Origin of the sequence: Acidaminococcus timonensis, assembly GCF_900106585.1 — a bacterium.
Taxonomy (GTDB): domain Bacteria; phylum Bacillota; class Negativicutes; order Acidaminococcales; family Acidaminococcaceae; genus Acidaminococcus; species Acidaminococcus timonensis.
Genome location: NZ_FNWH01000006.1, coordinates 463360 through 487776, shown reverse-complemented (window position 1 = coordinate 487776; position 24417 = coordinate 463360). Strand labels below are relative to the sequence as shown.

Here is a 24417-nt window from a genome sequence, read left to right as displayed (position 1 = left end):
TTATCTTTTATACCCCTCCACCCTATCCTTCCAGTCCTTTCTCCGACGGTTCCCCTGGCGCATACAACTGACCGTTTCGGCCATACAGGCATAAGCCAGCTTTTGGCCCCGGGCATCGTTCACATAGTTCGCTGCATCGTTTTCTTCCATGCCCAGCTGGGAGGCTGCTTCCACCGCATCCATGTTGGCCCCCAGGAACAGGAATTCCCAGCCGGCCTTCTTGCAGCGGTGGATCAGGCCCTGTACCTGGCGCAGGCTGTACCGGCAGCTGCTGTTTTCGTACCCGTCGGTGATGATCATGACGATGGTCTTCTCCGGCTGATACTCCTTCCTCAGCTGGCCCTGATTTCTCCAGATATGCCGCAGGGTTCCGCCCAGGGCATCCAGGAGGGCCGTAGTGCCCCGGGGCACGTATTCCCTCCCGGTAAGGGGCCGCACCGCCTTTACCGGGCAACGGTCGTAGAGTACCTTCACCTCGTGGTCGAACAGGATGGTGCTGAGCACCGCCTCTCCTTCCTGGGCCTGCTGGGTCTTCAGGAAGTGGTTGAACCCGCCGATGGTATCGCTTTCCAGCCCGCTCATGGAACCGCTCCGATCCAGGATGCAAACCAGTTCCGTCAATTGTTTTTTCCTTTGTTCTCTCATGAAAAAGACCTCCTTTGTTCTTGTTACCTGTAGTGTAACAAAAACAGGGAGGTCAGAGGTCGCCGGCAAAGCGACAAATCAAAGGTTAGAACCCAAACCGGAAGCCGGCGTTGAAGCGGTACTTCATGCGCACGTCGGCATTTTAGGAAATTCTATGCAATTGTCAGGAAAAACTCACTGGTTCTCCGTGCTGTCCGCCGGTTTTTCCGTTTCTTCCGCCTTGGCCACAGGTTCCGCTTCCTTAGCCGGTTCGTCCAGCCGGGCCACGATGATGTCCACCTTATCTACCACGAAATCGGTGATCTTCACCACTTCCTTCACCACCGCCTCCCGCAGGTTCTCGATGGTTGCGGGAATATTGGCGTCACAGCAGACAGACACTTTCAGGGTGAAGGCGGCATGGCCTTTGGTCACCGTACCATTTTCGTCCACTTCCGCATCGGTCTTCTCCACACTGATGGTGGAACCGTTCTTGCCGGTCAGTCCCTTGGCGAACCCCATGAGCCCGCCGCTGCCGCCTTCGTACAGCCGGACGTTTTCCACCTTTTCCGCAGCCAGCCGCACCAGCTGCATGAAAACTTCTTCACAGATGATGGTCTTACCCTGGATCATCCCGATCCCTCCTTTTCCGATCAAAAAAAGCTGCCGTTTCCGGCAGCTCCTTTTATCTGAATTCCACTTTTAAATGCTGCCGGTCAACCAGTGCATGGTACTTGTACTTGGGATAGCCTACCAGCAGGGTACCTACGATGACCTGTTTCTTGGGGACTTCCAGCAGTTCCCGCAGGGGCTCGTAATCGCACTGAGCGCAGGTCTGGATGAAGCCCATGATGGTGGTCCCCAGCCCCAGGGTGGGTGCGTACAGTTCCGCATAGGCCCAGGCTTGTTCGCAGTTGCTGATGCCGGTCTGGTTCAGCCGGCGGGCCAGTGCGAACACCAGCTGTCTGGCATTGCGGCCGATGATATCGGTTCCGCTCCGGTAGGTTTCCAGCACTTTCCGGAAGTACCGGGCCCGAGGCGAATTGTTATCGATTTCCTCCTGCATCCAGTCAGCCACACAGTCCGTGATCTTTTTGATCAGTTCCCGGTCGGAGACTACGATGTAGTACAGGCCCTGGGAGTTGGCCGCCGTAGGAGCATACCGGCAGATATCCAGCAGCTGGCGCATCTTGTCTTCGCTCACCAGTTCATCGGTGAAATTCCGGATGCTGCGGCGCATGCGCAGGAAATTATAGGCTGTCTGGGAATCCAGCACAGGCATGGGGATGGGATCCATCTCTGCCCGGGGGCAGCGGATGTTGTCAAGAGCGCCGGTGGGACAAACAGAAACACAGTGGCCACAGGACATACAGGACCGGTCGTTGATGCACACGGGACCGTTTTCCTGCATCTCGATGATGCAGCTGGGACAAACTTTCGAACAGATCCCACACTTTACGCATTTTTCTTGATCAACGGTCAAAATATCAGCCAAATAAAACACCTCATATCTCTCGGTTTGCAGCAGGCGCCGGAACCAGCGAACCTCTGAAAATGAATTTAAAAAAAGCCGGACATCCGTCCGGCATATTCTGCAAATGGCTCCCCGAGTAAGACTCGAACTTACAACAACTCGATTAACAGTCGAGTGCTCTACCATTGAGCTATCGGGGAATCTCAACGAAGATTATTCTACACGAAAACGGGTTATATGTCAACAACTTTTTTGGTTTTTTCAAAAAGCCGGTGTAGAAGGCCTCCGGCCGACCTGGGAACGGTCTCCCCTTACGGGTAGCCCCTACGAATGGAACCAGATTCTATGCACGATGCATAAATGTCCAGACCCAAGTCACCTGCAGGGACCTGGATTTATTTTTCTCTTTACTCTGCACTGATTTCCGCACGATCAAGCTGTCATCTGGTTTCTTTCTGCAAGCGTGCGGTCTGACATCTCTTTTACTTCACCCACACAATGGTCGCCCCGAAGCCCCCTTCGTTCAGCGGTGCCATTTCGGTTTTCTTCACGTTGGGATGCTGGTTCAGGTATTCCAGCAATCCTTTCCGCAGCATGCCCGTGCCTTTGCCGTGCACCAGGCGGAACCGGTCCATACCGGCCAGCAAGGCATCGTCGATGGCCTTGTCCACGTAGGGGATGGCCTCGTCCACGGTCTTGCCGCGCACATCGATCTGCACGGTGGCATCCTGGGCTTTCTTTACGAACAGGTTGTGGCCCTGGCTGGTGCTGCGCTTCAGGGTCCGGTGGGTGCTCTTCGGCTGGCTGGGAGCCTCTTTCAGCAGCAGGCAGTCCTTCAGCTTCAGGTTCATCTTCATGACCCCGATGCGCACCTGCACCTCGTTGCCGTTCAGGGCGGTGATCACCCCGCTCTGGCCCAGTTTCTTCACATACACCCGCTTGCCCACGGCCGCATTGCCGCTGGTCAGGCCCTGGCCCTCGGGCATGGGCTTGCCGTCGATGCTAAAGTTCTTGTTCAGCACTTTCCGGCTCATTTCTGCCAGCTGTTCCACCTTGCGGCTTTCCACCATGTCCTGGTTGGCCCGCAGTTCCTTCAGGATGCTGGTGGATTCCCGCCGGGCGTTCCGGTACAGTTCATCGGCCTGTTCCCGGGCCTTGCGCAAAATAGCGTTCCGGCTCTTTTCCAGCTTGTCCCGTTCCTGTTCCAGCTGGTTCTTCCTGTATTCGGCTTCCCGGCGCAGGCTTTCGATTTCGTCCTTGCGGCTTTCGTATTCCCGCCGTTCCCCTTCCAAGTTCTGCAGCACCCGTTCCATGTTGCTGTGGCCTTCGCCGATGAACGTCCTGGCCTCGTCCAGGATCTCCTGGGGCAGGCCCAGCCGCTTGCTGATGTAGAAGGCGTTGGAGGAACCGGGCACGCCCATGAGCAGCTTGTACGTAGGCCGCAGGGTCTCCGGATCGAATTCCACACTGGCATTCTCCATGCCCTCATGCTCGTAGGCAAAGGTCTTCAGTTCGCTGTAGTGGGTGGTCATGATGGTGAGCACCTTTTTCTTGTACAGGAACTCGATCATGGCCATGGCCAGGGCAGCGCCCTCGGTGGGGTCGGTCCCCACGCACACTTCGTCCACCAGCACCAGGTCCCCTTCCCGCACGTCCTTCAGGATGGAGATCATGTTCTTCATATGGCCGGAGAAGGTGGACAGGCTCTGCTCGATGCTCTGCTCGTCGCCGATGTCCGCATACACCCCGCCGAATACGGGCAGGATGGCTTCCGCTGCCGGCACGAACATCCCGGCCTGGGCCATCAGGGCGAACAGGCCCACGGTCTTCAGGGCCACGGTCTTACCACCGGTATTGGGCCCGGTGATCAGGAGCGTGGTGAAATCGTCCCCCAGGTTGATGTCCAGGGGCACCACCCGGTTCTGGTCCAGCAGGGGATGGCGGCCTTTGGTGATGCGGACCCTCTGCTGAAGGATCATCATGGGCCGGCAGCAGTGGAGCTTCTGGGCCAGGTTGGCCTTGGCGCCGATCAGGTCGATCTGGGCCACTACCCCCAGGGATTCCAGGATGTTGTCCGCTTCGCTGCCCACGTGCCCGGTCAGGGTGCGCAGGATCCGTTCCACTTCAGCCTGTTCTTCCAGCATATATTTCTTGATGTCGTTGTTCAGGTTCACCACAGCCATGGGTTCCACAAACAGGGTGGCTCCGCTGGAGCTCTGGTCGTGGACAACCCCGGGGAAGTTCAGCCGGTATTCCTGTTTGATGGGAATCACGTACCGGTCTTCCCGCATGGTCACCAGGGCGTCCTGGAAGTATTTCTGGTTCATGGGGTCGTGGAGCAGGCTGTTGAGCTTGTCCTTCACCCGGTTCTTGGCGGCCAGGATGCCCATGCGCAGCCCCTGCAGCTTCACAGAAGCATTGTCCTTGATGTTGCCCTTTTCGTCCAGGGCGCTGGACAGCTGCTTGCTCAGCCTGGAAAAATCCCCCAGCTGGGGGCCGTAGTCCCGCAGAGCCGGCGCGTTTTCCGTGTCTTCCGTTAAAAACTGTTTCAGACTGCGGATGCCGTCGATGGCGTCACCGATGGCCTTGAAGTCTTCCGGTTCCAGGATGCTACCCACCTTGGTGCGCTTCACCAGGGGGCTGATATCCGTGATGCCCCCCAGGGGCAGGCGCCGGCCCTCGTCCAGCAGCTGCACGGCTTCAGCAGTTTCCTCCTGGGCCAGTTTCACCTGTTCGAACCGGCTGGAGCTGACCAGGTCCAGGGCCAGTTTCTGCCCCAGAGAGGTGCCGGCCTGCTCCGCCAGCATGGCCTTCACCTTATCGAATTCCAATGTATTGACTGCAAATTTTGCCATACAAACTCCTTCTATTTACAGGACCCCTCTGAAATAATGGCCTCGGGTGGTGTGGGGACGATTCTCTTCCACCTTCGTCTCCCCGTCCAGCACGCCCCGGTACAGGGCCACCAGCTCACCCAGCTCTTCCGCCGAGTAACTGCGGCAATCCATGCGCAGCCGGGCGATACCCGCCTTTTCCATTTCGGACACGTTGGCCAGCATGGACAGCGGATGGCCGTTCAGCACATGCATCCGGCCGAACTGGTCCTGCTTCAGGGGGAACCGTTCCTTCTTCCGGTCTTCCAGAAAGCCCGGTTCTTTGCACTTGAAGCTGCAGGACCCTTTATCCAGATGACCCAGGAAGCTGCCTTCCACGCAGTATTCGCTGACCATCATCTCCAGGGCCCCTTCCGCCAGGCATTCCAGGGGCAGCGGGCTCTTCTTTACCAGGCCGCTTACCTGCTGCAGGGTCAGCTCCGGCGACAGGGTGATGCCGGAAAAGCCCTGTTCCTGCCAGAACAGGATGCTCTGGCTGTTGAACGTATTCATATTGTAATCCAGCCACAGGGGAGCCCCGGTATCCCGGGCCATTTCCACCAGGCCGTTATTGGCAATCAGGATGGCGTCCGGTTCCAGAGCCGCCCACTGGGCCAGGGCATTCTGGTAATACTTCAGCTGGCCTTCGCTGACGATCCGGCTGGTGGCTGCCAGCCACTTCTTTCCTTTATTCCGCACCCAGCCGGCGATGGTCTTGTAGTCGTCCAGGGTGAGGAGCGGCAGGGTATAGCTGTCGCCGCCGAGAATCAGCACATCGGCACCGGCTTCCAGGGCCACCTTGGCCTTTTCCAGGGTATCCACGTGGACGCTGAGCTCGCTGTGCTTGCGCTGGCCGTGGTTCACCCGCTGGTCCAGCACGCTGTTGTGCCATACAGCCTTCTTCCGGGGCGGCAGGAATGCGGCCAGCCGTTTTTCCGTCAGTTCGTCCACGGCAGCCCGGCGGGCTTCGTTGATTTCGCTCATGGGTACCATGACCCCTTCATCCAGGTGGCAGGTCAGTTCTCCCAGGGAGAATTCCGTGGTCCCCAGCCGGTCCACCTGTTTTTTCACAGCGGCCTGGTCCAGGGCATGCTTCCGGGCTTTTTCCACGATGAAGCCGGTCAGGGCCTTCCCCTGGTTCCCCTCTTCGTCCGTGGCCGTGATCTCCATAGGCTGGCCCAGATGGGCCGTCACCTGGAAGTACAGGGGGATCCGTTTCTTGTGGTCTTCGCCGAAGAACTGGGCTGCATACTGCATCAGCTGGTTGTCGTAGGTGCGGAACACCCGGTCGTTCAGACGGATGCCCCGGGGTACGGGGATGGTCACCACGCTGCCGGCCCGGGCTACAGGCACCTCTTTGCCGTTCACCTTCATGTGTTCCACAGTGGTGCCTACCCGGCCGCCCACGCTGACCCAGAATTCCAGGCCGTCACCCAGATGCAGGTCCTTGTCCAGCTTCACAGTGCCGGTGGTATGGTCTTTGGCCAGGGACTGTACCCGGCCGATGAGCACGCCCCGGTTGTTGGGACGCCGGTCGCTCATCATGGTGCGGCCCGGACGGCCCACCATGTACGCCGTGGTGAAGTCCCGGTTGAAGATCTGTTCGATGTTCTGCTTATCCTCTGCAGGCACATGGTAATGCCCCTCGATATAGCTGTCGAAAGCCCGGCGGTAGATGTCCGTCACCACAGCCACGTATTCCGGCCGCTTCATCCGTCCCTCGATCTTGAAACTCTTCACCCCGGTCTGGATCAGCTGGGGCAGGATGTCCAGGGTATTCAGGTCCTTGGGAGAAAGCAGATAATGGCCTGCATCCACTTTGGCCAGCATGTCTTTGCCATCCTGATTGATCAGGGTATAGGGCAGGCGGCAGGGCTGGGCACAACGGCCCCGGTTGCCGCTGCGGCCCCCGATCAGGCTGCTCATGAGGCACTGGCCGCTGTAGCAGATGCACAGGGCCCCGTGCATGAAATTCTCGATCTTGCTGGGAGTCCTGGTGCAGATGGTCTTCAGGTCCTTCAGGCTGGTTTCCCGGGCAGGCACGGCCTGGGCCATGCCATTGTGGTAGGTGAACATGACCCCGGCAGAGTTGGTCACCGTCATCTGGGTGCTGGCGTGCAGCGGCAGTTCCGGTGCCACCTTCCGGGCAATCCGGATGATGCCCATATCCTGGACGATGATGCCGTCCACCCCGATGTTGCTCAGAAAGCACAGGTATTCCCCCACTGCAGGCAGTTCCTCGTCATCCACCAGGGTATTTACGGTGACGTAGATCCGCACCCCATGCAGGTGGGCAAAACGGACGGCCCGGGTCATTTCCTCGGGGCCGAAGTTATCCGCATAAGCCCGGGCGCCGAAGTGGCTGCCTCCCAGATACACCGCGTCCGCGCCGGCGAAGACAGCGGCCTCCAGGGCTTCCCAGGTGCCGGCCGGTGCCAGTAATTCAAGATCTTTGCGTTCCATTCCATTCTCCTTCAAAAGGGGCAGAAAAAAGGGCCCCCATTCCCTCTCAATTTGTTTCAATACTTACATCTGTAATTTATAATTTTATCATTTTTATGGGGTTTTTGCTATAAAAAAAGGGACTGTTCAAAACAGTCCCTTGATGTGACCCCAAAAAGTTAGACCTTAGTAACGAGATGGTTTTTACCGTCTCGTTACTTTTTTATGCTGCCTGCAAGGAAAGCCTGTATTGAACAGGACTTTTCCAGCCCAGTTTTTCCTTGATTCTTTGCTCGTTATAGTATTTGATGTATCGTTCGATAGCGCCTTTTAATTCTTTGTAGCTGTAGTAGGTCACTCCGTAATATATTTCCTGCTTCAGTAAGCCGAAGAAGTTTTCCATTACAGCGTTATCATGACAGTTGCCTTTTCGAGACATGCTCTGAAAAATTCGTTCGTTTTTTAGTCTTTTGGTATAGAATTTCATTTGGTATGCCCAGCCCTGATCGGAGTGAAATGTTCTTCGATACGGACAATCAGCAGTAATTTTGATTGCTTTGGCTTGAGCTTCCAGTATGCTGTTAGCCGAAGGATATTTGGCTATTCCATAGCTGATGATTTCATTATTGAACATGTCCAGGAAAGGATCCAGATAAAGCTTGCGCAGAGTCAAATGTCCCTGTGAATCTGCTTCATAGTATTTGAATTCTGAAGTGTCGGTCGTAATCTTCTGGTGAGGGATATTCGTCTCAAAACGACGATGTATCCTATTTGGAGCAATGGTTCCTACCTTACCCTTATAGGAGCTGTATTTACGGCTCTTCCGGGTAAAAGATGTTACCTGAAGGCTCAGTTTCTGCATGATACGTTGAACTTTCTTCTTGTTCACGCAAATCCCTTGGTTCTTTAGCTCACCGGTCATGCGACGGTATCCATAATCTTTATGCTGGCTGCGGATTTCCTGTATTTTCTCCTCTACTTCCTGGTCTGGATTCTCGCGGTCAAACCGTTTCTGCCAGTACATATAGGTTGCTTTGGGCATTTGCGTATAGGAGAGAATGTCTTTCAACTTGAATGATCCTCGGAGACTGGAGATGATTTTCGCAACTCTCTCATTTTTGCTTCGTCCTCTAAACGCAGTCTCCTCAGTTCTTTTAAAAAAGCATTCTCTATTCGGAGTTTAAGGTTTTCATTCTCTAACTCCTGGACATGTTCCACACTGATGTTGACCATCGGTTGTTGAACCTGGGTATCTGTTTTTTTGGGTTTTGATTGGCTCAAAGTCTTTTTCCTACCTTTTTTATGTGACCGTAACGCATCCGGCCCCGCAATTTTAAATTCATTGACCCATCTGGAAATCAATGACGGATTGTTGATTCCTACACGAATTGCCAATTCCTGATATGAGATTTCATTTGTTAAGTAAGACTCTACCACAGAAAGTTTTTCTTTGAAAGAGTATATTTTTTGAGAGCGAGATCTCTTCAGACCATTATCTCCAAATGCCTTGTAAGCAGCAGCCCACTTTAGCAGCTGGCTGCTACTTGCCATCCCATATTTACGTGAAATAGAAATACACCCTTTGTCACTGTTCAAGTATTCCAGTACTATTTTTTTCTTAAATTCATAGCTGTGTCTTGCCATAAAAAAACTAACCCCCAATTGTTAGATTTTTGGTCTAACAATTGGGGGTCAGCTCAACTGCCAGTAACGGCAGTCCTTTTTCTTTTTATTTTGCTCTCACCGCCGCTACTTCCGGTTCCAGTTCTTCTTCGAATTCAGAATCGAACCGCTTATTCAGATAGTTGCTGTACACATAGGCCAGCACCGCACCGGAGATGTTGTGCCAGGCACTGAAGATGGCACCGGGTACGCCAGCCATGGGCATGGAAGCGAAATGGGCTTTGGCCAGGCCCGTTGCCAGTCCGGAGTTCTGCATCCCCACTTCGATGGACAGGGCCACCATCTGTCTCCAGTTCATGCCGGTTGCCTTACCGATGGCAAAGCCCAGTACATAGCCCAGCACGTTGTGCAGGATCACCACCAGCAGGATGACACCGGCGCTGTTCAGGATGGCGTTGCGGCTGGCACCGATGATTCCGGCGATCAGGAAGGAGATTACCAGAGAGGATACAGCCGGCAGATAATCGATGGCTTCCTTGGCGAATTTCGGGAAGAAGTTCTTCACAGCCAGACCAACAGCGATGGGGAAGAACACGATCTGCAGGATGGAAACGAACATGCCCACCGGATCAAAGGAGATCTGCTTGCCGATGATCAGATAGGTCAACAGCGGAGTCATGATGGGCGACAGCACCGTGGAACAGCTGGTCATGGTCACGGAGAAAGGAACATCCCCATGGCTCATGAAGGTGATCACGTTGGAGCTGGTGCCGCCGGGGCAGGTCCCTACCAGGACCACGCCCACGGTCAGGGCCGGATCCAGATGGAAGGCCTTGGACAGGCAGAAGGCCAGGAAAGGCATCACGAAGTACTGGGCGCAGACACCGAAGAAGATGTTCCTGGGCTGCTTCAGCACCAGGGCGAAGTCATGCAGGCTGGTGGTCATGCCCATACCGAACATGATGATTCCCAGCATCACGCTCAGGATGGAGACCCCATGGGCCTTGCCCAGCACCCAGGAAAAAGCATGGGGTTCGGTCAGCCCGATGCCCAGGAACACCAGGGCGATCACCCCGAAATACTTGCCAATCATTTTACAAACGGTTTTCAAACTCATTGCATAAGACCCCTCTCTCTTTTTGCAATCAAAAAATCCGCCCCTCCAAAAGAAGGGACGGATTTGAAAAGTCCGCGTTACCACCCTGATTCCCACAGGCATTGCTGCCCATGGACACTTGCAACGTACCAACATACGCGTTTCCTGTAACGGGGATCAGCCGTACGCGCTTAATGACCTGCTTCAGCGCTTCTCTTCCGGGAGGATTTTCCTTCCTGGGTCCCAACCGGTTCGCACCACCCACCGGCTCTCTGCATGAGCTCGTCAAAAAGTACTCTTTCCCATCATCAGATTTCACAAAGGGATGTGAAGTTTTGATTGCTTTCTTTAAAAAGTATGGTTACATACTACATTCGCTTTCGGGAATTGTCAAGGAAAAAGAAAAATATTTTTTATGGGTTAAATAACTGTATCAGATGTTGCAGATTTCCTATTTCTCCCGGCTGCACTTCTCGGCGTCCATGGCCAGGGCAAACATGAGCACGTACAGGGCGTTCTGCGGGTCGCCGATTTCCAGCACGTAGGTGTCACTGAGATGGAACAGCTCTTTGCTCACCGTGGCCACCCATTCTCCCTGGGCGTCGCTGATGGTATAATCCCACTCCAGCAGGTTGCCGTCCACCTGCCAGCCGTTGAAATCGATGTCGAACCCCGGGCTGAACAGGGTGAGCTTCTTTTTGATCCGGCCGATATATTTCCCGTTTTCGTACAGCTCAAAGGCCGGCAGGAACGTGAGGATCTTTTCCCGCACCAGGCCCACTTCCCTGCCCTGGGCATCATAGATCTTCAATTTGTGGCCCCAGGCCAGCTGCCCCTTCACCACAAACACCGTGTTGCCATCTTCATCGTAGATATCGTAACTGTCGAACCAGGAAAAGATCCGTTGTTTGAACAGAAGCTTCATGGATATCTCCTCCTTTTTTCGCCATTATACCACAAAAAACGAGCCGCCTCACCGGCAGCCCGTTTTTTCTTTCACAATATCCAGGATGTGGTTCCCCACTTCTTCCTTGGTCATCAGATCCAGGCCCTTGATGGTGCCGTCAGGGAACAGCAGTTTCACCACATTGGTATCGGTACTGAAACCGGCCCCCTTCATGGTCACATCATTGGCCACGATCATATCCAGGTTCTTCTTTTTCACCTTGGCAGCCGCATTCTCCAGCAGATTCTGGGTTTCGGCCGCAAAGCCCACCAAAAGCTGGCCGGCCTTCTGCTGCCCCAGAAGCTTCAGGATATCCGGGTTCTTGTCCAGGGACAGTTCCAGGGTCTCATCGTTCTTCTTGATCTTCTGCTCCGCCCGGTGATGGGGCTTGTAATCGGCCACAGCTGCGGCCATGATCACCACGTCCACGTTGGGATACACCCCCAGCACTGCATCCAGCATCTCCCGGGTGCTTTCCACGCTGGTAAAGGCCACATTCCGGGGCGGCTGCAAGGCCGTCGGGCCCGATACCAGGGTCACTTCCGCACCCCGCCGGGCCGCATCCCGGGCAATGGCATAGCCCATCTTGCCGCTGGACCGGTTACCGATGAAACGCACCGGATCGATGGCTTCCCGGGTGCCCCCAGCCGTCACCAGGATCCGCAGGCCCCGCAGATCCCCTTCCCGGCGGGCCAGGAAGGCATCGATGAAGGCCTTGATGTCCTCCGGTTCCGGCAGCCGTCCGGATCCGTTCACCCCACAGGCCAGGTGCCCGGCCCCGCTGGGCATGATGGTGACCCCATCCCTGCGCAGTGTTTCCAGATTCCGCACCGTAGCCGGGTTTTCCAGCATATTGGTATTCATGGCCGGACAGATGATCTTGGGTTTGGCACAGGCCATCAGGGTGGTGGACAGCAGATCATCTGCAATGCCCCCCGCCATCTTGCCGATGATGTCGGCGGTGGCCGGAGCCACCACCATCACATCGCACCAGCGTCCAATGGCCACGTGTTCCACGTTGAATTCCGCATTGCCGGCCCACAGGCTCGTGGCAACAGGATTGCCGCTGATTTCCTTGAACAGCAGCGGCGAAACCAGATGGGTGGCCGCATCAGTCATGATCACCCGCACCTGGGCACCGGCCTGGACCAGGCGGCTCACCAGCGTCACTACCTTATAGGCTGCAATGCCACCGGTCACCCCTACTGCAATTTTTTTCCCTTCCAGCATGGGTCTGCTCCTTTGGTTATTTTTGTTTGGTCTTTTCCATTTCCTTGACTTCTTCCGGCGTGGCAATGGTCACCAGGCCTTCGGCGATTTCCTTCAGCGCAATGGAAACCGGCTTGTTGGAATCGCACTTCACCAGGGCAGGTGCCCCATTCACCAGCTGGCGGGCCCGCTTGGAGGCCATAATCACCAGGGCATACTTGCTGCCGACTTTGTCAGTCAGATAATCGATAGAGGGATCAATCATGGACATAATGCATACTCTCCTTTACTTCTCCTGCGGTTTCCCGCAGTCACAGGTGCCGTTGTGGCAGATTTCGTCGACGATATAATAGGTGCGTCCCACCCGCAGGTGTTCCACATCGATGATTTTGCTGACTTTGTCCGTGGCCTTTTCCACTTCGTCGTTGACCACGATGTAGTCATACTTGGAGGCGTAGGCCAGTTCGCTGGTGGCGGCGCTCAACCGGCGTTTGATCACGTCCACAGCGTCGGTGCCCCGGTTGTAGATCCGTTTGGACAGTTCATCCAGGGAAGGGGGAACGATGAATACGAATACACCGTCCGGAAAACTCTTCTTCACCTGCAGGGCGCCCTGGGGATCGATTTCCAGGATTACATCCAGCCCTTCGGCCAGCTTGTCCATCACATACTTCCGCGGGGTTCCATAGTAGTTTCCATATACAGAAGCGTGTTCCAGGAGACCCCCGTTGCGGATCATTTCCTCGAATTCATCCCGGCTCTTGAAGAAGTAGTTCACCCCGTCCACTTCTCCTTTCCGGGGCTGACGGGTGGTACAGGAAACGGAGTATGCCATATGGTCCCGTTTTTCCCGCAGTCTTGCACAGATGGTGCCCTTCCCCGCACCACTGGGGCCGCTGAGCACCAGTAGAATCCCTTCCGGTTTATTCATTCTCTTCCTCCTTCTCTTCTGCCGCATCTTCCGGGCCATCCTGGTTGAACCGGTTGGCGATGGTCTCCGGTTGCAGCGCCGACAGCACGATGTGGCCGCTGTCCATGATCAGCACAGCCCGTGTGCGCCGACCGTAGGTGGCATCAATGACAACACCCTTGTCTCTTCCGTCCTGGATGATCCGTTTGATGGGAGCGCTCTCCGGGCCGATGATGGTGATGACCCGCTGGGCGGATACGATGTTCCCAAAGCCGATGTTGATCAATTTGATGTCCATAAATTCTCTCCTAGTCTCATTGAATATTTTGGATCTGCTCGCGTACTTTCTCGATTTCGCTTTTCATGTCGACGATAGTCTGGATCATCTGGGCATCCCCTGCCTTGGAAGCGATGGTATTGGCTTCCCGGTTCATTTCCTGCACCAGAAAGTCCATCCGCCGTCCCACAGGTTTTTCTTCTGTCAGCAGACGGCCGAACTGATCCAGATGGCTATGGAGCCGTACCATCTCTTCCGTCACGTTCACCCGGTCGGCATAAATGGCCGTTTCCTGGATAACCCGGCTCTCGTCCAGAGGACCGGTGCCCGCTTCCGCCAGAAGTTCCTTCAGCTGCCGGGTCAGCCGGGCCCGATAAGCCTTCACCGTTTCCGGGGCCCGCTGCTGCAGGCTCTCCAGCTGCCCGGTGATCCGCCCGATCCGCTCCACCACATCCCGGGAAATGTTCTCCCCTTCCGTGCGGCGCATAGCCACCAGATGGTCCAGGGCTTCGTTCACCGCCCCTTCCATGGCAGGCCACAGGGCGTCCAGGTCCAGGTCCGCCTCTTCAGGCACCAGGACTTCCGGACATCCGGCAATGAAAAACAGTTCCTGCTTGCCGGGTTCCGCCGGAACCTGGAGCAGGGACGTAAGTTCTTCCAAACTATCATGATAAGCCTTTGCCAGCCCTTTGTCAATCGTAACTTGGCGGCCTTCCGTACCCGTGTAGCTGGCATTGATGAACACATCCACATGGCCACGCTGGATCTTTCCCAGGAGAAGCTTCCGGATCCGGTTCTCCACCGGGTTCAGGAACCGAGGCATCCTCAGGTTCAGCTCTGTATACCGGTGGTTCACCGTCTTGATCTCGATGCGGAAGGAAAAATCCGGACCCTCTGCCGTACCCCGGCCGTAGCCGGTCATACTCTGTACCATGGCCCCCACCTCAGTTCATGGTGGCCAGGTTCAGGACGAACTGCCGGGTGCCGCCATATTCATCATAGGCATTCATCACCATGGGCTTGGCCGGGTTCACCTTGGACAGGTCGAAATACACATAGTACTCCAGATCCCATACATTGGCATCCTCCAGGTCCCCGCTCACCTTGTTCAGCACCTGCATATCCCGCTGGCTGGCGGAGTTCAGGTTCTTGTAATAGGGAGTCAGCACGTTCTGCCCCTGGTACAGCTTCACCTTCAGTTTGCTGGCGTCCAGTTTCACCGTGGTGCTCAGGTTCACCCCCAGGGCCAGCACCCCGTCGTACTGTTTGGCCACCTTCATGCCCTGGTCAACCGTAGGGGTATCCCCGTTATTGGCGGTGCTGCGGGCATCCACCGCGGCGGTCAGATACGGAGTATAGACCACCACCCGTTCCCGCAGTCCATAGGGATTCATCTGTTTCCGGTCATAAACCGTCCAGGGGGCCAGCACTTCACTGAGAGACGCCCCTTTCCGTTCCACTCCGTACGCCTGGGCGGACTGCACCGCGTTAGGGGTCAGGGGTACCATGGCAAATGCAGGCTGGGAAAACAGCAGGCAAAGCGCTGCCACTACACCCAATTTCTTCATTGTATCCTCTCCTTTACAGTTTGACCGAACGTTCATTGATGGGTATACTAATCTTATATATTATAACGAATTTAACGAAGCCGTGCAAATTTTGGAGGAAACCATGAATTTAGAAGGAATCACCCTGCAGCTGCTCACCCGGGAACTGTCCCGGGCCCTGGGCGGCGGCAAGATTTTCAAGATCTTTATGCCCAGCCGGGCGTCCCTGCTCCTGCAGGTGAATGCCCTGAACCAGACCCGGAACCTGCTCATCGATATGAATGGGGCTTCGCCGCTCATCACCCTGCCCAAAACCCTGCCCGAACGGCCCGACCTGCCCCCTGCCTTCTGCATGCTGCTGCGCAAGCACCTGGAGGAAGGGCGGATCGCCGGCGTGCACCAGTATGGCCTGGACCGGGTGCTGATCCTGGACGTGGACCTGATCGGCGCCGAGCGGAAGATCATCACCAAAAAGCTGATCCTGGAGCTGACGGGCAAGAACAGCAACATCATCTTCACCGATGAAAACGGCATCATCCTGGACGCCCTGCGCCATGTGACCCGGGCCCAGAGCCGGGTGCGCCAGATTCTGCCCAACCTGCCCTACACCTGTCCGCCTGCCCAGGAGGGACTGGATTTCCTGCAGGAAAGTCCCAACGCCCTCCGGCAGGCCGTGGTGGCCCAGGGAGACGTGGACCTGGTACGTGCCCTGATCACTGCCACCGTGGGCATCGGCAAGGCCACGGCCCAGGAAGTGGCCCTGCGCAGCGGCATCACAGGCCCGGTGAACCTGCTGGACCTTTCCTCTGCCCGGAAGCTGGAAGAAACCCTGGCCGGGCTGCAGACGGAAATCAGAGAGCGGCTGGAAGGAAACGATCCCACGGTCATCGCCCAGATCGACCCCCGGAACCGGATGAAGAACCTGGTGCCCTATGTGCCCCATATCCATCCGGACTGGAAACAGCAGTCCTTCCCCTCCCTGCTGGATGCCATGGCCTACAGCGCCTCCCTGGTGCCGGTGCAGATCCCCGACAAGGATGTACTCACCAAACTGGTGGCCGCCCAGGAAGCCAAAACAGAAAAGAAGCTGAAATACCTGGCCCAGGACCTGGCCCGGGCGGAAAACGCCGATGCCCAGAAAGTGATCGCCGACACCCTGATGACCTACGGCTGGTCCCTGCAGAAGGGGCAGACGAAATGCACCCTAAACAGCATCTATGACAACAAGCCCCTGCATATTGCGCTGGCGCCGGAACTGACCCCCATGGAAAACGCCCAGGCCTACTACAAACGGTACAATAAATTCAAACGGGCCGTGGGCGAGATCCAGCAGCAGCAGAACGAGGCGGAGGAACTGCTGGAATACCTCCAAAGCCTGGAAGTCTCCCTGGGCACCGCCTCCACCAAGGGAGAGATCGCCGAGATCAAACAGGAAGTCATTGCCCTGGGGCTTTTGCCCGCTCCCCGGAAGAAGCAGCCCAGCCAGGGACGCAGTACCCCCCTGAAGGTGCAGCTCACTCCGGAAACCTTCCTGTACATCGGCAAGAACAACCGGCAGAACGATGAAGTCACCTTCAAGCTGGGCCGGGGCAGCGATCTGTGGTTCCACGCCAGGAACATGCCCGGTTCCCATGTAATCCTGAAGACCACCCTGCCCCAGGCCCGGGAAGAGGACATCCTGACGGCCGCCCGTCTGGCTGCCGGCTTCAGCCGGGGGAAGGCAGCCGACCGGGTACCGGTGGATTACACGGAAAAACGACTGGTGAAAAAGCCCAGCGGGGCCAAACCCGGTTTCGTGATCTATACAGGTCAGACCACTCTTTTTGTTAAACCTTGTACAACTGTCCCCGAGAAAAATCATTGATTTCTTTTTTCGTTGACAGCCATTACATTCCGTGCTAGATTTAGCGTTATAACTTTAAAAAACTGCAATGGTTTAAAAGAAGAAAAGAGGAATAGTATGAGAAGTACGATTGTAAAAAAAGGTACGACCCGCGCGGCCCATCGTTCCCTGTTCTATGCAATGGGGTATACGGAAGATGAATTGAAGAAACCCCTGATCGGGATTTGCAACGCCCAGAACGAAATCATCCCGGGGCATATGGATCTGGATCGAATTGCCAAGGCCGTGAAATACGGCGTGCTGGAAAACGGTGGTACTCCCATTGAATTCCCGTCCATCGGCATCTGTGACGGCATCGCCATGGGCCACGATGGCATGAAATATCCCCTGGCCAGCCGGGAACTGGTAGCTGACAGCATCGAAGCCGTTGCCAACGGCCACGCTTTCGATGCCCTGGTGCTGATCCCCAACTGCGACAAGATCGTCCCCGGCATGCTCATGGCTGCTGCCCGGCTGAACATCCCCACTGTTGTGGTCAGCGGCGGACCCATGCTCCCCGGCCGGTACCATGGCAAAGACATCAGTGTCAGCACTGTATTCGAAGCTGCCGGCCGTTTCGCAGCAGGCAAGATCGACAAGGAAGAACTGTCCGAGATCGAACACTGTGCCTGCCCGGGCTGCGGCTCCTGCGCCGGCCTGTTCACGGCCAATACCATGAACTCCCTGACAGAAGTCCTGGGCATGGGCCTGCCGGGCAACGGCACCATCCCGGCCGCCTATCAGGGCGCCCGGATCGCCCTGGCCAAAGCAGCCGGCAAACAGGTCATGGAAATGCTGAAAAAGAACATCTGCCCCAGAGACATCATGACGGAAAAAGCCTTCCACAATGCCATCACTGTGGATATGGCCATGGGTGGTTCCACCAACACGGCCCTGCACCTGCCGGCCATCGCCCATGAAGCCGGTGTGGACCTGCCCCTGGAACTGTTCGATGAAATCAGCAAGAAGACTCCGTACCTGACCAAGCTGAGCCCCGGCGGCACCTTCCACATGATCGATGTCCAGGAAGCCGGCGGTATCCGTGCTGTCATGAACGAACTGGCCAAACACGGCCTCATTGAAGAAGACTGCATGACCGTCACCGGCAAGACCGTGGGCGAAAACATCAAGGGTGCCAGGATCCTTCGTCCGGAAGTGATCCACACCTACGAGGAACCGGTGCGCAGAACCGGCGGCATTGCCGTGCTGAAGGGCAACCTGGCCAAAGACTGCTCTGTGGTCAAGGAAAGCGCCGTGGCTCCGGAAATGCTGAAACACTCCGGTCCTGCCCGGGTATTCGACTCCGAGGATGAAGCCATCGAAGCCATCGTAGGCAAACAGATCAAACCGGGGGATGTGGTGGTCATCCGCTATGAAGGGCCCAAAGGCGGCCCGGGCATGCGGGAAATGCTGAACCCCACCGCCGTGATCACCGGTATGGGCCTGGGCAAATCCGTTGCCCTCCTGACCGACGGCCGGTTCTCCGGTGCCACCCAGGGTGCCTGCATCGGCCATATTTCTCCGGAAGCCCGGGAAGGCGGCAACATCGCCCTGGTGGAAGAAGGAGATATCATCGACATCGATATCCCCAACCGGACCCTGAACGTACGGGTCAGCGACGAAGAACTGGCCAAACGGAGAGAGAAATGGGTCTGCCCGGCTCCCAAGGTGAAGAAAGGGTACCTGGCCCGGTATTCCTACCTGGTTTCCTCCGCCGCACAGGGTGCTGTGCTGAAATTCAACTGAGGCAATCACTAGTCTCTAGTCTCTAGTCTGCAGCTTATGGAAAGAACCCGTTCCCTTTTTTGGGAACGGGTTCTTTTTATGCAAAAATCATTTGCTCTCGAAGAACGCCTGATAGGCTCTGAAGGTTTCGTAGGCATCGGCCTTGCTCAAAAGGTCATAGGGAGAATGCATGCTCAGCATGGCCGTGCCGCAGTCCACCACTTCGCAGCCCCAGTCGGCCAGCATGAAGGCGATGGTCCCGCCGCCGCCCTGGTCCACCTTGCCCAGTTCGCCGATCTGCCAGGCCACTCCGGCCTCATTGAAGATCTTCCGTACCTTCTGGATGAACTCGCTGTTGGCGTCGTTGCTGCCGCCTTTTCCCCGGGCCCCGGTGTATTTGGTCAGGGCCACGCCGTAGCCCAGGAGTGCCGAATTGTCCTTTTCCGTCACTTCCGGGAACATGGGATCCATGCAGCTGTTCACATCCGCAGACAGCATCTCGCTGTTTTCCATGGTCTCGTAGAAGTCCAGCAGGGTCCCCCGATTCTGCAGGGCCAGCAGCTTCATGACGAACTTCACGAAATAAGAGGACTGCATGCCTGTGTTGCCGTAGGAACCGATTTCTTCCTTATCGGTAAACAGGGCAGCCTGTGTCTTCACCCCCGGTTTGGCTTCCAGCAGGGCTTGCAGATTGGCATAGGAACACACCCGGTCATCCTGGCCGTAGGCGGCAATCAGGGAACGGTCGAATCCCACATCCCGGCTCTTCAGTGCCGGCACCAGTTCCAGCTCAGCCGTGGTGAAATCCTCTTCCTCCACCCCATAGGTGTCCTTCAGCAGTTTCAGCAGGGCATCCCGGGCCTTTTCGTCCCTGTCCGTATGGGTGCCGATGATGGCCTGGAGCTGCTCGCCAGTGATGCCTTCCGCCAGGGTCTTCTTCATCTGGTCCTGGGCCATGTGGATCAAAAGGTCTGTAATGTAGAACACCGGGTCCTGTTCATCCATGCCGATGTTCACTTCGATCTGGCGTCCGTCCTTTGTATAGATCACACCCACAAGGGCCAGGGGGATGCAGGGCCACTGGTACTTCTTGATGCCGCCATAATAATGGGTGCGGAAGTACACCACTCCATCCTGTTCGTGGACCGGATTGCCCTTCAGGTCCAGCCGGGGGGAATCGATATGGGAGCCCACGATCTTCAGGCCCTCATGCACCGGTTCTTCGCCGATGACGGCCAGGATGCAGGCTTTTCCTTTCTGGTTCCAGTAGACCTTGTCCCCGGTTTTCAGTTCTTTGCAGTCATACAGAGGCTTGAAGCCGGCCTTCTCAGCCTGGGCCAGGATTTCTTTCACCGCCAGCCGTTCACTGCGGGCCTTGTCCAGGAAATGTTTATAGGTTTCGCCATAGGTCATGACGGCCTGGCGTTCTTTTTCGCTCATGCGAGCCCATACAGGCTCTTTGCGGCTATAGGTTTCTTCCATGTTGTTTTCTCCTTCTGACAATACCGATCCATGTCCGGTACATTGATTCCACAGGCCTGGGGCCGGAACGTTCACCGGTCTCACAGCCCTTCCTTTGCTTTCAGCACCCGGTACAGGGCTTCTTCCACCCGATCTTCCGGCAGGCTGCCCTCTGCAATGGCCCTGGTGAGGCCCCGGTGCACCTGACGGATCCATTCCGGATTGTGGCAGATCATCACCAGATCCGCCCCGGCCTGGATGGCCTGTACACCGGCCTGTTCCATGCCCACGTGTTTGGAGATGGCCCCCATCCCCAGGTCATCGGTCATGACGATGCCCTTGTACTGCAGCTTTCCCCGGAGCAGATCCGTCATGATGGCTTTGGAAAGAGAAGCGGGATGCGCCCTGTCAAAAGCCGGATACCGCACATGGGTCACCATGATGGCGAAGACCTGGGGCGGGAATTTTTCCATGGCATCCTGGAAGGGCTTTACATCCTCCCGGAGCAGTTGTTCCTGACTGGCGTCCACCACCACTTCATCCTGGTGGGTATCCGCCTGTCCCTTTCCCAGCCCGGGGAAATGTTTCAGGGTGGCCAGCAGATGGGCTTTCCGGTATCCGGTCAGGGCCCCTTCCACGAACTTGGATACCGTGGCGGAATGGCGGCTGTAGGACCGTTCATTGGCACTGCCCAGATCTGCCACCGGCGCCAGGTTCAGGTTGAATCCCAGGGATTTCAGTTTTCCTGCCGTCCGCTGGGCCCATTGCTCTGCCTGTCGGGGATCTTCGGTGCGTCCGATGGCAGCCTCACTGGGCGGCGGTTCCAGGAACCCTTTCATCCGGGTCACCTGTCCCCCTTCCTCATCCACACCGATGAGCAGCCGGCTCTCCGTGGAAAGGCTCTGGAGCTTTCCGGTAAGCTGCCGGGTCTGTTTCGCCGAGGCCAGGTTGCTGTCGAACAGGATCACACCCCCGTACTGGTTCTGCTTCATCTCTTTGACAAAAGCCTCACTGGGTTCCGTGCCTTCCAGCCCCACCAGCATCAGCTGGCCGGCTTTCTGGGATGGAGTCATGGCGTGGATTTTTTCCACAATGGGATCTTTCGGAGTTTCCGATTCCTGTTTTTCCTGCCCGGGCATGGGCCGCAGCATGGTCAGAGCCCCCAGGAGCCCAATCCCCAGCAGGCAGACAATCAGTTTCTTCATACAATCTTCCTTTGAAACAAAAAGGCTGCCGCACCCTTGTTGCGGCAGCCTTGAAAAGGTCTTACTTGTTCATGAATACCGGTTTCCGTTTTTCCAGGAAAGCCTTCATGCCTTCCTTCTGGTCCAGCGTTGCGAAGCAGGTACCGAATACCTGGGCTTCGTAGTTCAGACCGGATTCCAGGTCCATGTTCAGCCCTCTGTTGATGGCATCCTTGGCACAGGCAATGGCAATGGGCGCCTTCTTCATGATCTTCCGGCAGACTTCTTCTGCGGTGGTATACAGTTCTTCCGGTTTGCATACCCGGTTCACCAGGCCGATCCGATGGGCTTCCTCCGCATCGATCATGGCCCCGGTGTAGATCATTTCCTTGGCATATCCTTTGCCGATCAGCCGGGCCAGGCGCTGGGAACCACCGAACCCGGGGATGATCCCGTAGTTCACTTCCGGCTGGCCAAATTTGGCCGTGGTGGAAGCAAACCGGAAATCACAGGCCATGGCCAGTTCACAGCCGCCGCCCAGGGCATAGCCGTTAACCGCGGCAATGGCCACCACCGGCAGTTTTTCAATGGCATCGAACACTTCATGACCCAGGTTGGAGAAGGTCCGGCCCTCCACTGCCGTCATGGTGCTCATGGCCTTCAGATCAGCACCGGCCACAAAAGCCTTATCCCCGGCCCCACGGATAATCACAGCCTTGACAGCCGGATCCGTGGCCAGTTTGCCAAAGCAATCCTTCATTTCCAACAGCGTGGGAGTATCCAGCGCATTCAGGAATTTGGGACGGTTCACAGAAACGGTGGTCACCCCATCTTCTGCAATTTCTACCAGCAAATCCTTGTACTCGTACATGGCAGACACCCACTTTCAATTATTTGTTGTAATCGTAGAACCCTTTACCCGTCTTGCGGCCCAGGTAGCCAGCTTCCACCATCTTTCTCAGCAGAGGAGCCGGACGATATTTGGGATCGCCGAAGCCTTTGTACAGGACTTCCATGATGGCCAGGACCGTATCGTTACCGATCAGGTCGGACAGAGCCAGAGGTCCCATAGGATGGTTGAAGCCCAGTTTGGCCACAGCATCGATGTCTTCCTTGCTGGCAACGCCTTCGCTCAGGGTAAAGATGGCTTCGTTGATCATGGGGATCACGATCCGGTTGCCCACGAACCCGGGAGCATCATGGACTTTCACAGGGTTCTTGTCCAGAGCCTTGGCCAGTTCATACACTTTGTTGAAGGTATCTTCAGAAGTCCCCAGGCCCTTGGTCACTTCCACCAGCTTCATCACAGGAGCCGGATTGAAGAAGTGCATGCCGATGAATTTGTCCGGACGGGAAGTGCCGGCACCCAGCATGGTGATGGAAACAGAAGAGGTGTTGCTGGCGATGATGGCATCCTTCGGCAGCTTTTCGTCCAGTTCTTTGAAGATTCCTTGTTTGATCTTGATGTTTTCCGTAGCGGCTTCAATGGCCATATGCACATCGCAGGCTTCCGGAGTCAGATCCACAACACCATGGATGCGGCTCATAGTGGCTTTCTTGTCGTCCTCAGTGATGCGGCCCTTGGCTACACTGTGATCCAGGGCTTTTTCAATCTTGGCGATGCCGCGGTCTACGAATTCTTGTTTGATATCTCTCAGCGTCACTTCCACCCCATGGGCAGCCATGACTTGAGCAATGCCGCTGCCCATTTGGCCAGCGCCGATAACCATAACTTTCTTCAGTTCCATGATAACAATCTCCTTTACCCTTCATTTCGGGCCGAAGCCCGAATCGTATCAATCAGGCAGCATGCGGATTGCTCCGGAACTGCCAGCTTCTGAAAATGTCAAGCTTTGAAGATTCCAGTATTTGTAAAGCAAGGGCTGGCAATATACCAGCCCTTGAGCCGTCCTCTCACAGGAAGGGGATGGAATTATTTCTTTTTGTCTCTCAGCAGAGCACGAGAGGTTACGATCCGCATAACCTGGTTGGTGCCTTCGTAGATTTGGGTGATCTTGGCGTTACGCATATACCGTTCAGCAGGATAGTCAACGGTGTAGCCATAGCCGCCGAAGATTTGTACAGCATCCGTGGTCACTTCCATGGCAATATCGGAAGCATAGCATTTAGCCATGGCAGCCGCTTCAGAGAAGGGTTTGCCTTCCTGTTTCAGCATGGCTGCGTTGTAAACCAGATACCGGGCAGCTTCGATCTTGGTGGCCATGTCAGCCATCATGAATTGCAGAGCCTGGAATTTGGAAATCGGACGACCGAACTGTTCCCGTTCTTTGGAGTATTTCACAGCAGCAGCCAGAGCGCCTTCAGCAATACCCAGAGCCTGAGCAGCTACGCCGATACGGCCGCCATCCAGGGTTTCCATAGCGATCTTGAAGCCTTCGCCTTCTTTGCCCAGCAGGTTTTCTTTGGGAACTTCGCAGTCTTCGAAGATCAGTTCAGCGGTGATGGAGGTGTGGCCGCCCATCTTATCTTCCAGTTTGCCGAAGCGGAAACCGGGCATGCCTTTTTCTACGATGAAAGCGGAGATACCATGTACACCCTGGCTCTTGTCGGTCATGGCGAAGATGACATACGTATCAGCTTCTTTACCGTTGGTGATGAAGATCTTGGAGCCGTTCAGGATGTATTTGTCACCCTTCAGGACCGCAGTGGTCTGTTGGGCGGAAGCATCGGTCCCGGCAGAAGGTTCGGTCAGGCCGAAAGCACCCAGATGGGTCCCTTCGCAGATCGGGGTCAGGTATTTTTGTTTCTGTTCTTCCGTACCGAACAGAGCGATAGGAGTGGCGCACAGAGAAACATCTGCGGACAGGGTGATACCCGTACCATCATCCACTTTGGACAGTTCTTCCACAGCCAGGATATAGCTCAGGACATCCAGGCCCATGCCGCCGTATTCTTCGGGGAAGCAAACGCCGCCGAAACCGGTTTCCAGCATCTTGTTGATCAGGTTGCGATCGAAGGTGTGGTTCTTGTCTCTTTCTTCTACCGTAGGAGCCAGGAATTTTTCAGCAAAATCCTTGGCCATGTCTTTGATCATTTGTTGGTCTTCCGTCAGATTGAAATCCATGGTGTATACCTCTCTTTTCCCTAATAGAAATTTAGAGGGAGCTCCGCATCCAGGAAGCA

22 protein-coding genes, 1 tRNA gene and 1 other annotated feature are annotated in these 24417 nt (G+C 55.9%); of the genes, 2 read left to right on the top strand and 21 right to left on the bottom strand.

Features of this window, described 5'->3' with window-relative positions:
* The 16 genes from BQ5462_RS06135 to BQ5462_RS06060 form a co-directional block, all read right to left on the bottom strand.
* The gene (locus BQ5462_RS06135) at positions 1-645 is read right to left on the bottom strand and encodes a vWA domain-containing protein (RefSeq protein ID WP_071142499.1); all 645 of its coding nucleotides are present in this window, start codon (positions 643-645) and stop codon (positions 1-3) included.
* 174 nt (positions 646-819) lie between these two features.
* Positions 820-1257, bottom strand: a complete 438-nt coding sequence (locus BQ5462_RS06130) for an Asp23/Gls24 family envelope stress response protein (protein ID WP_071142498.1) — start codon at positions 1255-1257, stop codon at positions 820-822.
* A gap of 52 nt (positions 1258-1309) precedes the next feature.
* The gene (locus tag BQ5462_RS06125) at positions 1310-2128 is read right to left on the bottom strand and encodes a nitroreductase family protein (protein ID WP_235819584.1); all 819 of its coding nucleotides are present in this window, start codon (positions 2126-2128) and stop codon (positions 1310-1312) included.
* A gap of 95 nt (positions 2129-2223) precedes the next feature.
* A tRNA-Asn gene (locus BQ5462_RS06120) sits at positions 2224-2298 on the bottom strand.
* A 282-nt stretch (positions 2299-2580) separates the two neighbouring features.
* Positions 2581-4953, bottom strand: coding sequence for an endonuclease MutS2 (locus BQ5462_RS06115; protein ID WP_071142496.1), 2373 nt, complete (start codon positions 4951-4953; stop codon positions 2581-2583).
* 15 nt (positions 4954-4968) lie between these two features.
* Positions 4969-7434 (bottom strand): U32 family peptidase, encoded by a 2466-nt coding sequence (locus BQ5462_RS06110; RefSeq protein WP_071142495.1) that lies wholly within the window; start codon positions 7432-7434, stop codon positions 4969-4971.
* A gap of 202 nt (positions 7435-7636) precedes the next feature.
* Entirely contained in the window at positions 7637-8509 is an 873-nt protein-coding gene (locus BQ5462_RS11690) for an IS3 family transposase (RefSeq protein WP_235819542.1), read from the bottom strand.
* On the bottom strand, positions 8479-9057 hold the full coding sequence (locus BQ5462_RS11685; protein ID WP_071141584.1) for a helix-turn-helix domain-containing protein: 579 nt from the start codon (positions 9055-9057) through the stop codon (positions 8479-8481). Before BQ5462_RS11685 ends, BQ5462_RS11690 begins: the two co-directional genes overlap by 31 nt.
* Positions 9058-9142: 85 nt before the next feature.
* Positions 9143-10147, bottom strand: a complete 1005-nt coding sequence (locus BQ5462_RS06095; RefSeq protein WP_071143323.1) for a bile acid:sodium symporter family protein — start codon at positions 10145-10147, stop codon at positions 9143-9145.
* 56 nt (positions 10148-10203) lie between these two features.
* Positions 10204-10450, bottom strand: a binding site (T-box leader).
* A 133-nt stretch (positions 10451-10583) separates the two neighbouring features.
* Positions 10584-11057 carry an LURP-one-related/scramblase family protein gene (locus BQ5462_RS06090; RefSeq protein ID WP_071142494.1) on the bottom strand — a complete coding sequence of 158 codons (474 nt, stop codon included), beginning with the start codon at positions 11055-11057 and terminating at the stop codon, positions 10584-10586.
* Between the two features lie 48 nt (positions 11058-11105).
* On the bottom strand, positions 11106-12308 hold the full coding sequence (coaBC, locus tag BQ5462_RS06085; RefSeq protein WP_071142493.1) for a bifunctional phosphopantothenoylcysteine decarboxylase/phosphopantothenate--cysteine ligase CoaBC: 1203 nt from the start codon (positions 12306-12308) through the stop codon (positions 11106-11108).
* 16 nt (positions 12309-12324) lie between these two features.
* Positions 12325-12558: a DNA-directed RNA polymerase subunit omega gene (rpoZ, locus tag BQ5462_RS06080; RefSeq protein ID WP_071142492.1), complete on the bottom strand. Its 234-nt coding sequence runs from the start codon at positions 12556-12558 to the stop codon at positions 12325-12327.
* 15 nt (positions 12559-12573) lie between these two features.
* Entirely contained in the window at positions 12574-13218 is a 645-nt protein-coding gene (gene gmk, locus BQ5462_RS06075; RefSeq protein ID WP_071142491.1) for a guanylate kinase, read from the bottom strand.
* Complete coding sequence (remA, locus tag BQ5462_RS06070) at positions 13211-13495, bottom strand: extracellular matrix/biofilm regulator RemA (protein ID WP_071142490.1); 285 nt, start codon at positions 13493-13495, stop codon at positions 13211-13213. The genes gmk and remA overlap by 8 nt, the downstream gene beginning before the upstream one ends.
* A gap of 16 nt (positions 13496-13511) precedes the next feature.
* On the bottom strand, positions 13512-14408 hold the full coding sequence (locus tag BQ5462_RS06065; protein ID WP_071142489.1) for a YicC/YloC family endoribonuclease: 897 nt from the start codon (positions 14406-14408) through the stop codon (positions 13512-13514).
* Positions 14409-14418: 10 nt separating this feature from the next.
* On the bottom strand, positions 14419-15042 hold the full coding sequence (locus tag BQ5462_RS06060; protein ID WP_083378092.1) for a hypothetical protein: 624 nt from the start codon (positions 15040-15042) through the stop codon (positions 14419-14421).
* A 103-nt stretch (positions 15043-15145) separates the two neighbouring features.
* On the opposite strand from BQ5462_RS06060, the gene BQ5462_RS06055 reads away from it, so the two are divergent.
* Both BQ5462_RS06055 and ilvD read left to right on the top strand, forming a co-directional pair.
* Positions 15146-16885, top strand: a complete 1740-nt coding sequence (locus BQ5462_RS06055) for an Rqc2 family fibronectin-binding protein (protein ID WP_071142487.1) — start codon at positions 15146-15148, stop codon at positions 16883-16885.
* 96 nt (positions 16886-16981) lie between these two features.
* The gene (ilvD, locus tag BQ5462_RS06050; RefSeq protein ID WP_071142486.1) at positions 16982-18649 is read left to right on the top strand and encodes a dihydroxy-acid dehydratase; all 1668 of its coding nucleotides are present in this window, start codon (positions 16982-16984) and stop codon (positions 18647-18649) included.
* An 87-nt stretch (positions 18650-18736) separates the two neighbouring features.
* Here ilvD and BQ5462_RS06045 read toward each other — a convergent pair whose 3' ends face one another.
* The 5 genes from BQ5462_RS06045 to BQ5462_RS06025 form a co-directional block, all read right to left on the bottom strand.
* Positions 18737-20110: an aminopeptidase gene (locus tag BQ5462_RS06045; RefSeq protein WP_071142485.1), complete on the bottom strand. Its 1374-nt coding sequence runs from the start codon at positions 20108-20110 to the stop codon at positions 18737-18739.
* Positions 20111-20190: 80 nt separating this feature from the next.
* Positions 20191-21294 (bottom strand): glycoside hydrolase family 3 N-terminal domain-containing protein, encoded by a 1104-nt coding sequence (locus BQ5462_RS06040; RefSeq protein WP_071142484.1) that lies wholly within the window; start codon positions 21292-21294, stop codon positions 20191-20193.
* A 61-nt stretch (positions 21295-21355) separates the two neighbouring features.
* Positions 21356-22144: an enoyl-CoA hydratase-related protein gene (locus BQ5462_RS06035; RefSeq protein WP_071142483.1), complete on the bottom strand. Its 789-nt coding sequence runs from the start codon at positions 22142-22144 to the stop codon at positions 21356-21358.
* A 19-nt stretch (positions 22145-22163) separates the two neighbouring features.
* Positions 22164-23021, bottom strand: coding sequence for a 3-hydroxybutyryl-CoA dehydrogenase (locus BQ5462_RS06030; protein WP_071142482.1), 858 nt, complete (start codon positions 23019-23021; stop codon positions 22164-22166).
* A gap of 185 nt (positions 23022-23206) precedes the next feature.
* Positions 23207-24358, bottom strand: coding sequence for an acyl-CoA dehydrogenase (locus BQ5462_RS06025; protein WP_071142481.1), 1152 nt, complete (start codon positions 24356-24358; stop codon positions 23207-23209).
* Positions 24359-24417: the final 59 nt, after the last annotated feature.

Excerpts from the sequence above, each read along its gene's own strand:
- BQ5462_RS06055 (WP_071142487.1), top strand. The coding sequence starts at position 15,146 with ATGAATTTAGAAGGAATCACCCTGCAGCTGCTCACCCGGGAACTGTCC.
- BQ5462_RS06115 (WP_071142496.1), bottom strand. The coding sequence starts at position 4,953 with ATGGCAAAATTTGCAGTCAATACATTGGAATTCGATAAGGTGAAGGCC.
- remA (WP_071142490.1), bottom strand. The coding sequence starts at position 13,495 with ATGGACATCAAATTGATCAACATCGGCTTTGGGAACATCGTATCCGCC.
- gmk (WP_071142491.1), bottom strand. The coding sequence starts at position 13,218 with ATGAATAAACCGGAAGGGATTCTACTGGTGCTCAGCGGCCCCAGTGGT.
- rpoZ (WP_071142492.1), bottom strand. The coding sequence starts at position 12,558 with ATGTCCATGATTGATCCCTCTATCGATTATCTGACTGACAAAGTCGGC.
- ilvD (WP_071142486.1), top strand. The coding sequence starts at position 16,982 with ATGAGAAGTACGATTGTAAAAAAAGGTACGACCCGCGCGGCCCATCGT.
- BQ5462_RS06025 (WP_071142481.1), bottom strand. The coding sequence starts at position 24,358 with ATGGATTTCAATCTGACGGAAGACCAACAAATGATCAAAGACATGGCC.
- BQ5462_RS11685 (WP_071141584.1), bottom strand. The coding sequence starts at position 9,057 with ATGGCAAGACACAGCTATGAATTTAAGAAAAAAATAGTACTGGAATAC.
- BQ5462_RS06060 (WP_083378092.1), bottom strand. The coding sequence starts at position 15,042 with ATGAAGAAATTGGGTGTAGTGGCAGCGCTTTGCCTGCTGTTTTCCCAG.
- BQ5462_RS06130 (WP_071142498.1), bottom strand. The coding sequence starts at position 1,257 with ATGATCCAGGGTAAGACCATCATCTGTGAAGAAGTTTTCATGCAGCTG.
- BQ5462_RS06065 (WP_071142489.1), bottom strand. The coding sequence starts at position 14,408 with ATGGTACAGAGTATGACCGGCTACGGCCGGGGTACGGCAGAGGGTCCG.
- BQ5462_RS06030 (WP_071142482.1), bottom strand. The coding sequence starts at position 23,021 with ATGGAACTGAAGAAAGTTATGGTTATCGGCGCTGGCCAAATGGGCAGC.
- BQ5462_RS06110 (WP_071142495.1), bottom strand. The coding sequence starts at position 7,434 with ATGGAACGCAAAGATCTTGAATTACTGGCACCGGCCGGCACCTGGGAA.
- BQ5462_RS06045 (WP_071142485.1), bottom strand. The coding sequence starts at position 20,110 with ATGGAAGAAACCTATAGCCGCAAAGAGCCTGTATGGGCTCGCATGAGC.
- coaBC (WP_071142493.1), bottom strand. The coding sequence starts at position 12,308 with ATGCTGGAAGGGAAAAAAATTGCAGTAGGGGTGACCGGTGGCATTGCA.
- BQ5462_RS06040 (WP_071142484.1), bottom strand. The coding sequence starts at position 21,294 with ATGAAGAAACTGATTGTCTGCCTGCTGGGGATTGGGCTCCTGGGGGCT.
- BQ5462_RS06035 (WP_071142483.1), bottom strand. The coding sequence starts at position 22,144 with ATGTACGAGTACAAGGATTTGCTGGTAGAAATTGCAGAAGATGGGGTG.
- BQ5462_RS06090 (WP_071142494.1), bottom strand. The coding sequence starts at position 11,057 with ATGAAGCTTCTGTTCAAACAACGGATCTTTTCCTGGTTCGACAGTTAC.
- BQ5462_RS06135 (WP_071142499.1), bottom strand. The coding sequence starts at position 645 with ATGAGAGAACAAAGGAAAAAACAATTGACGGAACTGGTTTGCATCCTG.